The organism is Candidatus Kryptobacter tengchongensis, assembly GCF_001458555.1.
Taxonomy (GTDB): Bacteria; Bacteroidota; Ignavibacteria; order Kryptoniales; family Kryptoniaceae; genus Kryptonium; species Kryptonium tengchongense.
Genome location: NZ_CZVH01000074.1, coordinates 1 through 9594, shown reverse-complemented (window position 1 = coordinate 9594; position 9594 = coordinate 1). Strand labels below are relative to the sequence as shown.

Below are 9594 nucleotides of genomic sequence, written 5' to 3'. Positions count from 1 at the left end.
AAACTTCACTCAAATCACACTTCATTATATTTTCAACGATCCTACCTCCAAATTCGCTTGTCTTCACTTCAATTGCTCCTTCCATCTGCCGTGCAAAGTCATAAGTTACATATTTTTGTTTTATCGTTTCCTGCATACCATACTCAATCAACTTAGCAGCTTCTTTCCACCCGATATATTCAAACATCATAACACCGGAAAGAATAACAGAACCCGGGTTAACTTTATCAAGCCCTGCATATTTTGGAGCGGTGCCATGCGTTGCTTCAAAAACAGCATAAAAATCACTTATGTTCCCACCTGGTGCAATCCCAAGTCCTCCTACAAGAGCAGCTGCAGCATCAGAAAGGTAATCACCATTAAGATTTGGAGTCGCTATAACATCATACTCACTTGGTCTTGTGATCAACTGCTGAAACATATTATCAGCAATCCTATCCTTGATAACTATTTTGCTATCTGGTTGCTTCCCGCCATAATCTTTGGTGAGTTCTTCCTCCGTTATAACATACTCTCTGAATTCCTCAAGCGCAACCTGATATCCCCACTCACGAAAAGCACCTTCTGTAAACTTCATTATATTTCCTTTATGAACAAGGGTAACACTTCTTCTCCCGTTTTCAATTGCATACTTTATCGCTTTACGAACAAGTCGTTTTGAACCAAATTCCGACATAGGTTTAACACCAATCCCGGAATCCCTTCTAACCTTAATTCCAAATTCATTCTCAAGTATGTCTATCATCTTCAACGCCTCTGGTGAGCCCATCTTCCACTCAATTCCTGCATAAACATCTTCAGTATTTTCTCTGAAAATAACGACATCAACATCTTGTGGTCTTTTCATTGGGCTTGGAACCCCTTCATAATATTTAACTGGTCTAACACATGCATAGAGATCAAGAACTTGTCTCAAAGTAACATTTAAACTTCTTATACCACCGCCGACAGGAGTTGTTAAAGGACCTTTAATTGCAATTATGTGCTCTTTTATCGCCTCAAGCGTATCATCTGGGAGCCACACTTCACGACCATATACCTTATTCGCTTTCTCTCCCGCATAAATTTCAAACCAAACAACTTTTCTTTTCCCATTGTACGCCTTCTCAACCGCAGCATCAAATACCATCTTTGCAGCTCTCCATATGTCAGGTCCAGTTCCATCGCCTTCAATAAATGGGATTATCGGTTTATCCGGGACATGTAACTTTCCGTCTTTAACGGTTATTTTTTCTCCTTCTGAAGGTGGAACTAATTTTTCATATGCCATATTCCATTCCTCCTGTTAAATTATTTGGGTTTTAGGTTCGTTTATCTTTTGTCTTATTAAATTCGCATACCTTTCAATTTCCCCCTTGGCGTATCTTTTAACAACGGGTTTAAATTTTAAACCATCACCCGAATACCTTGGGATCACATGAAAATGAGCGTGGAAGATTCTCTGACCTGCAACGAAACCATTATTTGAAAGTATGTTAAAACCCTCAGGTTTTGGCTCAACCGACTCCATAATTGCTTGCGCAATAATCCTAAGTGCTCTTAAAAGATGCGAATAAATCCCCTCTGGCAAAGACAAAAAATTCTCATAATGTTCCTTTGGGATCACAAGTGCATGACCTAAATTAACTGGATTGATATCAAGAATTGAAATCACATGGCTGTCCTCGTAAAGAATCTCTGCCTTCTCTAAACCTTTAATAATTTTGCAAAATACACAATTTTCTCGCAGTTTTGACTCCATAATTTTCCTCAAAACATTTCTTCCAGGAAAAAACTTTGACTGAAAAATCCAGAAAGTTATGTAACGGAAAACTTTTTTCATCATACTAAATTTAATCAAACTATGAGTAAATAACAATCATGCAACCCAAACCCAAACTTAATCTCAACAATTTTGCTTTTGCAATATGCGTGAGTTAAATTTTATTAAAAACTTCACCTGATGGAACAGCCAAAGGTAAGCGTGATCATCCTGAACTGGAACACAAAACATTTCCTTGAAAGATTCCTTCCAACAGTCATTAAAACAGATTATAAAAACCTTGAAATAATTGTTGCAGATAACGGCTCAACGGATGGGAGCGCTGATTTCGTCAGGGAAAATTTTAAAGAAGTAAAACTTATAACTTTTGATAAAAATTACGGCTTCTGCAGTGGCTATAACAAAGCAATTGAATTTGCAAAAGGTGACTACATAGTCCTGTTAAACTCAGATATTGAGGTAACTCCCAACTGGATAAATCCAATCATAAATTTCATGGAAGAAAATAGAGATGTCTTTGCATGTCAACCCAAACTTTTATCTTACTTTGAGAGAAATAAATTTGAATATGCTGGCGCATGCGGTGGTTTCATTGATAAATTTGGATATCCGTTCTGCCGTGGTAGGATTTTCAACTTCTGCGAAGAGGATACAGGTCAATACGATGAAATAAAGCAAGTTTTCTGGGCAACGGGCGCATGTATGGTGATAAGGAAAAAATTTCTTGACGAAGTTGGTTCTCTTGATGATGACTTTTTTGCACATATGGAGGAAATTGATCTGTGCTGGCGTGCCAATCTTCACGGATATAAAATTTTTTGCATCCCTCAAAGCGTAGTCTATCACATCGGCGGTGGAACTCTACCGAAAACAAACCCTCAAAAGACATTCCTAAATTACAGAAACAGTTTGATAATGCTTGAAAAAAATTTACACCTTATTGATGCACTTTTTGTCATCCCAGTGCGATTGCTTTTTGATCTAATATCCGCCATCATTTACTTAATTAAAGGAAACCTTGGAGATTTCATTGCGGTGCTTAAAGCACATATGGTCTTCTGGCTTAAACAACCAAAATGGATAAAGAAAAGAATCAAAACCCAAAAAAACATTAAAAGAAAAAAGATAAACTCTAACATCATCTTCAAGAAAAGCATTGTGATTGAGCACTTCATTTTCGGTAAGAAACGATTTTCTGAATTGAAATTTTAAAAGTAAATTCCCCCCAAGATAGTTCTTTTTCTCGCCCCTGTAACTGAAGTTATATTTATAGGATTTCCACTTATTGTTTCATTTGCGAAAACGGCAAAACATATTGCTTCTTTTGCATCCGAAGAGACGCCAAATTCATCGCTTAATCGGACAGGAACTCGGAAATGTCTTTCAAGCGAATTAAGCATAAACTTATTTTTCGCGCCGCCTCCACTTATGATTAACTCATCAACTTCAGCATATGGTTTGACAAATAATTCATAATTTTTAAATATCGCATAGGTTGTAAATTCAGTCGCGGTTGCAACCATATCTTCCGGTGCAAGTGAAAGTTCCTGACCCCATTTCAAAATTTGATTTACAAACAATGAACCGAATTCTTCACGTCCTGTTGATTTAGGTGGCTTTTTTGTAATAAATGGATGCTCCATCATTTTATCAAGCAGATCTTTTGAAATCCTCCCACTTTGAGCGATTTCACCATTCTCATCATACTCACGATCAAAAAATATCTTAACAAGAGCATCAACAACCATATTTCCAGGTCCTGTATCAAAAGCGATTACATCTTCAACATCACAATTTTTCTTCAAAACGGTGAAGTTTGCAATTCCACCGATGTTAAGAACTAATCTATTTAGCTCATCTGATGCAAAGACAAGATAGTCAAAATAGGGAACAAGCGGAGCCCCCTCACCGCATAGCGCCATGTCTCCAACCCTGAAATTTCCAACGGTTGGAACGCCGGTAAGTTTAGCTATAACCCCGGGCTCTCCAATTTGAAGAGTTGATTTAATCCTATAACCAAACATCTCAATCTCAATCGGTAAATGCTGAATAGTTTGACCATGTGAGCCGATAAGATCAACATCTGAAATCTTCATTCCAAGTTCATCAAGGGTTTTAAAAATTGAATCTGCATAAACACGAGCGATTAAAAAATTTAATCTGCAAATTTCATCAACCCTGCTTGCTTCGGGTTGTGAATTTTTTAAAATTAATTTTTTTAACTTTTCATCAAACGGGAATGTCCTCCATCCAATTGTCCTCACCTTCGTTTGTTTTCCGCTGTTAAAAACCTCAACCACTGCAACATCAACCCCATCCGCCGATGTCCCAGACATCAAACCGACAACTATCTTTGGATTTTTTTCTTTTAATCTCATCAATTTGTCAAGCATCTCAACAAGATTATTTTTAGTATTCTGCAAATTCAACTTTAACCCTTTTAGGGATTAAACCCTTTTCAAATCCCATATCAAGAAACAACTGCACTGCTTTTCTGCCTTCCTCGCCGTAATCAAGCGTTAACTCGTTCACATACATTCCAATAAATTTATCTGCAAGATTATCATCCATACCCCTCGCAAATTTCAAAGCATATTTAAGTGCCTCATTTCTATTTTCAATTGAATATTTTATGCTCTCATATACATATTTTGAAATCTCTCTGATTAATTGCCCTCCAAGTTCCCTCTTAATGGCATTTCCACCTAAGGGAAGTGGCAAAGCTGTTTGTTTATACCACCATTCTCCAAAATCAATTATCTTAACAAGTCCAGAGTTTGAATATGTCAACTGCCCCTCGTGAATTAAAAGTCCCGCATCAACTTCACCATTTAAAATAGCATCTATGATTTTGTCAAATTGAATTACCTTATATTTAACTTCTGGCTCAAAAATTTTCAAAATAAAGAAAGCGCTCGTCAATGTCCCGGGAACACCAACTGTGAATTTCTTTAAATCAGCAGGGTCAAATTCCTCCTTCGCTACAACAATTGGACCATAGCCAAGTCCCATGCTTGCGCCACAGGGCATAAGTATGTATCTATCAAACACATAGGCGTATGCATGGAACGAAATTGCAGTAACATCATAAACACCATCAAGCGCTTTTCTATTCAATGTCTCTATGTCGCTTAAAATGTTTATAAATTTCAAATTACCTGAATTAATCTTATTGTTCACGAGTGCATAAAACATGAACGCATCATCTGAATCAGGGCTATGTGCAATGGTTATTTCTCTCATCTCCATGTATTTTTGTTTTAATTGAACTTATGCTTTTGCAGATGGACAAAGTTTGCTGATCTTGCAAATTGAACATTTCGGTTTTCTCGCCTCACAAACATATCTCCCATGATCACCAATAAGATGAGAAAAAAGCGTCCATTTATCTTTTGGGACTATTTCCATCAACTCAAATTCAATTTTGTCTGGATTTTTACTTTTAACAAGTCCAAGCCGTGCGGTTACCCTTTTCAGATGCGTATCAACTATAATTCCCTGCTTTCCAAATGCGTTCGCAAGGACAGCGTTTGCGGTTTTTCTACCGACCCCGGGAAGTTCAACAAGCTCCTCAAGCGTATCTGGCACTTGACCATTGTATTTCTCAACGAGAACTTGACAACAATTTTTTATTGCCCTTGCTTTGTTTCTATAAAATCCCGTCGGCTTTATCTCTTGCTCAAGAGTTTTAAGATCAGCATTTGCGTAATCATATGCGGTGCGATATTTCTTAAAAAGATATTCCGTCACCTTGTTAACCCTCTCATCTGTGCATTGCGCTGCAAGTATCGTCGCTACAAGAAGTTCAAGCGGATTTGAAAAATTTAAATGTGTCTTCGCATTTGGGTAAAGCTTCTTCAAAACATTTATGATCTTGCGAACTCTCTTCTTCTTATCCTGAATCGTTTCTTTTGAAAGCTTCAATTTTCCCGACATTTTTCAATCCTCAGCTTGTTTTTGGTTGTGATTTAACGGTTCAATTTTCAAATTTTTCATCAATTCGGGTTTAAATTTCTCATCCTTGATCAAAAGAGTTTCAATAACTTTACCCTTAAGCAAATGCTCATTTATGATTTTTGCTATATCCTCCTCCCTTACACCTCCGTACCAAACCGCTTCTGGATAGATCACAAGGCTTATACCATACTCACACGCATCAAGACAACCTGCAGAATTAACCCTGACAAATTTACTTAAACCAAGTTCAGCAATCCTTTTTTTAAATTTATCCCTTAATTCCTCCGCACCTTTCCCACCGCATGAGCCTTTTGGATGCTCTGGCGGACGAATGTTTGTGCAGATGAAAATATGTTTTTTAAATCTCACCTTTAACCCAAAATTTTGTTTTAACTCCTTCTCAAGTCAATTAACAAAACAACATCTCCAGATCTTGTTCCCCTGCTTGCAAATGTCTCGTCATTTTTATATTCAAATCCACGGGTCAAATTGAAAAGCACAAAACTATCAACATCGGTTTCACCTTGATAAATTTCACTTACAAACCTTTTCATCATCTCCCCCACTTGAAGTTCATCATCAATCTCATATCTGAAAATTTCACCCGAGAAACCTTTTCCAACTGCAAGTGTTATTTTAGTCATCACCAGTAAGATGTTGTGATTTTAACATCTCCATAAATTCTCGTTGAACATGCAAGCCGTTCATTCTCGGAAAATCTTTTCTCCGCCATCAATTTTCTTTCATCAGGCTCTGGTTCTGATAAATTCTCAATTCCATGAATCACAGTAATACGACAATGCCCGCAGACTTTTTCGCCTCCACAAGATTCTGCAAGCGGAATAGAGTTTTTCATAGCGACTTCAAATATCGTTTCACCGAAATCGCAAGTTATTTTAATTCCTAAGCCGTGAAAATTTATAACGGGCATAAACTTTAAATCTCTTTACATTTCAATTTACTTAAAAAGCAGAAATAATCAAAGATTTTTCTTTTTCATTGCAACCACAGCGACATAACCCATCCACTTATCTCCGCCCTGATCAAGGAAAACGCTCACTTCATGTTTGAACCTTTTAACTTCTTTGAATTCATCCTTCGTGAATTTTATCTCTTTTAATGAGGTTTGAATTATCTTCTTAAACTTTGAATAATAATTTACGAGTTCTTTGCTTATATCTTGAACAAATACTGGCTCAAATCCATAATTTTTTAATATTTTTAGTTTTTCATCAAGCGTCTCAATGCCACCGCCTTCAACATACCATGCATCCTGCACATAGGTTGGCACAGGTTTCTTCTTCCAGTAAAAATCAGCAATTCCGATGAAAGAACCATCTTTCAAAACTCTGTAAAATTCTTTCAATATCTGGCTCTTTTTATACTGGCTCAAAATCCCTTCTGTTATTATCAAATCAAAGGTCTCATTTTCAAAGTCAAGTGAAACTGGGCTCATAACTTTAACCTTTACGATATCTTCAAGTCCATAGTTTGCTATTTCACTTTTTGCCGAGATAACTATATGTGGCAATTCATGTATGCCGTAAACATTGCACTTGAAATTTTTCGCTATATAAACAACGCTATCTTGCAAATTAACACTTGCAACAAGAACATTCATCCCCTTTTTTATCTCAATCTTTGAGCATAGAAGTTTTGTTGTTTCCGTTCCCCCAAGCGTTGGGAGTTTGATTTCTTTGCCGTGTTTCATCGTTCAGGTGCTAATTTTTACAAGGTTATAACTTTCAAATTTGCATACTTCAAAAGTAAAAGCTTTCTCCCAAAGTTCTCAAAATCAACGAGAACACGGGTGTTATCACCATACCCAGATATTTCCCTCACAATCCCGATTCCAAAAATTTCATGCTCAACAAGTAATCCAACTGAGAGATTTAAAGCCTGTGATCTAACTCTTGAAGTTTCATAGATTCTTGCTCTTCTGTCGTTCTTTGAAGTGTGTTGAATAACAAGTTCAATTGGGATTTCGTCAAGAAACCTTGATCTTCGCTGTTCAAACATATTTCCAGCCTTCATTCTTCTTTTAGCATAAGACAGATAAAGTTTTTTCATTGCTCGTGTCATTCCGACATAAAATAATCTTCGTTCCTCTTCAAGTTCTTTTATGTTATAAAACGAGCTCACAATTGGGAAAAGTCCCTCTTCCAGTCCAGTTATAAAAACAACGGGAAACTCAAGCCCTTTGACGCTGTGAAGTGTCATCAAAGTTACAGCGTCTCTTTTATTCTCCCATGTGTCAATGTCCGAAACGAGAGAAACCTCCTCAAGAAACTTTTCAAGTGTGCCATCCTCGGGATTTTCATTTGAAAATTCAGTTATCGCTGATAAAAACTCCTCTATATTTTCAATCCTTTGCTGTGCTTCTGGCGTTCCTTCCTGCTTGTAGTATCTTATGAGACCAATATCATCTACAAGAGCTCTTGCAAGCTCACCAGCGCTTATTTTATCCTTCAAATCAATGTATTTTTGAATTAAGATACAAAAATTATAAACACCCCTTCTTGCTCTCTCGGTCAACCCAGGGATTGCGTATAATTTGCACATTGCCTCAAAAAGCGATAGTCCCTTTGCATTTGCAAAAGCTCTGATCCGTTCTATTGTGATATCACCTATGCCACGATTTGGAAAATTAACTATTCTGAGTAAACTCTCGTCATCTTTTGGATTTATAATAACTTTAAGATAAGCAAGTAAATCTTTAACCTCTTTTCTTTTGTAAAATGCGACGCTACCGACAATTGTATATGGAAAGCCTTCACGGCGAAGTTCATCCTCAAACAATCTTGACTGCGCATTTGTCCTGTAAAGAATTACGAAATCACGAAGATTATATTTATTTTTGCGAATTTCCTCTTTAATGAAATGAACGACTTTTTCAGCCTCATCTTTATCATCTTCGCATTCAAGCACAACAATTGGATCCCCTTCACTGTTTTCCGTCCACAAATTTTTAAGTATTTGCTCGGTGTTGTTTTTTATGACGGAATCAGCTGCACGAAGTATTTTCTTAGTTGAGCGATAATTTTGCTCAAGCTTGAAGATTTTACATTCTGGGAAATCATTTTTGAAGTCAAGTATATTTCTTATCTCAGCTCCACGCCAGGAATATATGCTCTGTGCATCATCCCCGATGACACATAAATTTCGGTGCCTTGCGGAAAGCATTTTCAAAAGAACATATTGAACACGATTAGTGTCCTGATATTCATCAACAAGTATATATTTAAATTTAGTCTGATATTTTTCAAGAACATCGGGATGTGCTTCAAAAAGCTCAACAGATTTTATAAGAAGATCATCAAAGTCCATTGCATTTCTTTGAAAAAGCGATTGTTGATAAGCCTTGTAAATTTGCGCAATTTTAACATCAAATTGATTCTCCGCAAGCGTCAAAAAGACTTCCGGAGTAATAAGAGCGTTTTTTATATTGCTTATCTTTGCCTGCGCAAGAGATGGATTTACATTATCCTCAGAAAAATTGAGTTCCTTTATCACATTTCTTATCAAGCTCAAACTATCATCTTGATCGTAAATTGTGAAACTTTTTGTATAACCAAGTTTTTCAGCTTCTTGTCTCAAAATCTTTGCAAAGACGGAATGGAAAGTTCCAATTGTAACATTTTTTGCGATGTCCCCAACAAGTTGGATAGCTCGTTCCTTCATTTCATTAGCTGCCTTATTCGTAAATGTCAAAGCAAGTATCTCCCACGGTTTAACACCAAGAGATAAAAGATATGCAATTTTATAGGTTAGAACCCTTGTCTTCCCGCTTCCTGGTCCTGCGAGTATCAAAACAGGTCCATTTACCCACTTTACAGCTTCCCTTTGCTCTTTATTAAGGTCCTTCAAAAAATCCC

11 protein-coding genes are annotated in these 9594 nt (G+C 36.8%); 1 reads left to right on the top strand and 10 read right to left on the bottom strand.

Features of this window, described 5'->3' with window-relative positions:
- The coding region (gene icd / locus AT685_RS06250; RefSeq protein WP_072151976.1) for an isocitrate dehydrogenase (NADP(+)) at positions 1–1270 on the bottom strand (1270 nt) is incomplete at its 3' end.
- A 15-nt stretch (positions 1271–1285) separates the two neighbouring features.
- Positions 1286–1825, bottom strand: coding sequence for an HIT family protein (locus tag AT685_RS06245; RefSeq protein WP_081040616.1), 540 nt, complete (start codon positions 1823–1825; stop codon positions 1286–1288).
- A gap of 117 nt (positions 1826–1942) precedes the next feature.
- Here AT685_RS06245 and AT685_RS06240 point away from each other — a divergent pair, with 117 nt between their 5' ends.
- On the top strand, positions 1943–2974 hold the full coding sequence (locus tag AT685_RS06240; RefSeq protein WP_072151975.1) for a glycosyltransferase family 2 protein: 1032 nt from the start codon (positions 1943–1945) through the stop codon (positions 2972–2974).
- On the opposite strand, the gene AT685_RS06235 is transcribed toward AT685_RS06240, so the two are convergent.
- The 8 genes from AT685_RS06235 to AT685_RS06200 form a co-directional block, all read right to left on the bottom strand.
- Positions 2971–4191, bottom strand: a complete 1221-nt coding sequence (locus AT685_RS06235; RefSeq protein ID WP_081040615.1) for an anhydro-N-acetylmuramic acid kinase — start codon at positions 4189–4191, stop codon at positions 2971–2973. The two genes, AT685_RS06240 and AT685_RS06235, sit on opposite strands and share 4 nt — an antisense overlap.
- On the bottom strand, positions 4172–5005 hold the full coding sequence (locus AT685_RS06230) for a menaquinone biosynthesis family protein (RefSeq protein WP_072151978.1): 834 nt from the start codon (positions 5003–5005) through the stop codon (positions 4172–4174). Before AT685_RS06230 ends, AT685_RS06235 begins: the two co-directional genes overlap by 20 nt.
- A gap of 27 nt (positions 5006–5032) precedes the next feature.
- Positions 5033–5698: an endonuclease III gene (gene nth, locus AT685_RS06225; RefSeq protein WP_072151974.1), complete on the bottom strand. Its 666-nt coding sequence runs from the start codon at positions 5696–5698 to the stop codon at positions 5033–5035.
- Positions 5699–5701: 3 nt separating this feature from the next.
- The gene (locus AT685_RS06220) at positions 5702–6088 is read right to left on the bottom strand and encodes a (2Fe-2S) ferredoxin domain-containing protein (protein ID WP_072151973.1); all 387 of its coding nucleotides are present in this window, start codon (positions 6086–6088) and stop codon (positions 5702–5704) included.
- 20 nt (positions 6089–6108) lie between these two features.
- Positions 6109–6363, bottom strand: a complete 255-nt coding sequence (locus tag AT685_RS06215) for a hypothetical protein (protein ID WP_072151972.1) — start codon at positions 6361–6363, stop codon at positions 6109–6111.
- Positions 6363–6650: a 2Fe-2S iron-sulfur cluster-binding protein gene (locus AT685_RS06210; RefSeq protein ID WP_072150821.1), complete on the bottom strand. Its 288-nt coding sequence runs from the start codon at positions 6648–6650 to the stop codon at positions 6363–6365. The genes AT685_RS06215 and AT685_RS06210 overlap by 1 nt, the downstream gene beginning before the upstream one ends.
- 48 nt (positions 6651–6698) lie before the next feature.
- Positions 6699–7430 (bottom strand): methyltransferase domain-containing protein, encoded by a 732-nt coding sequence (locus AT685_RS06205; protein WP_072151971.1) that lies wholly within the window; start codon positions 7428–7430, stop codon positions 6699–6701.
- A 17-nt stretch (positions 7431–7447) separates the two neighbouring features.
- Positions 7448–9594, bottom strand: a 2147-nt coding sequence (locus AT685_RS06200) for an ATP-dependent helicase (protein ID WP_320409077.1), incomplete at its 5' end; no start/stop codon positions are given.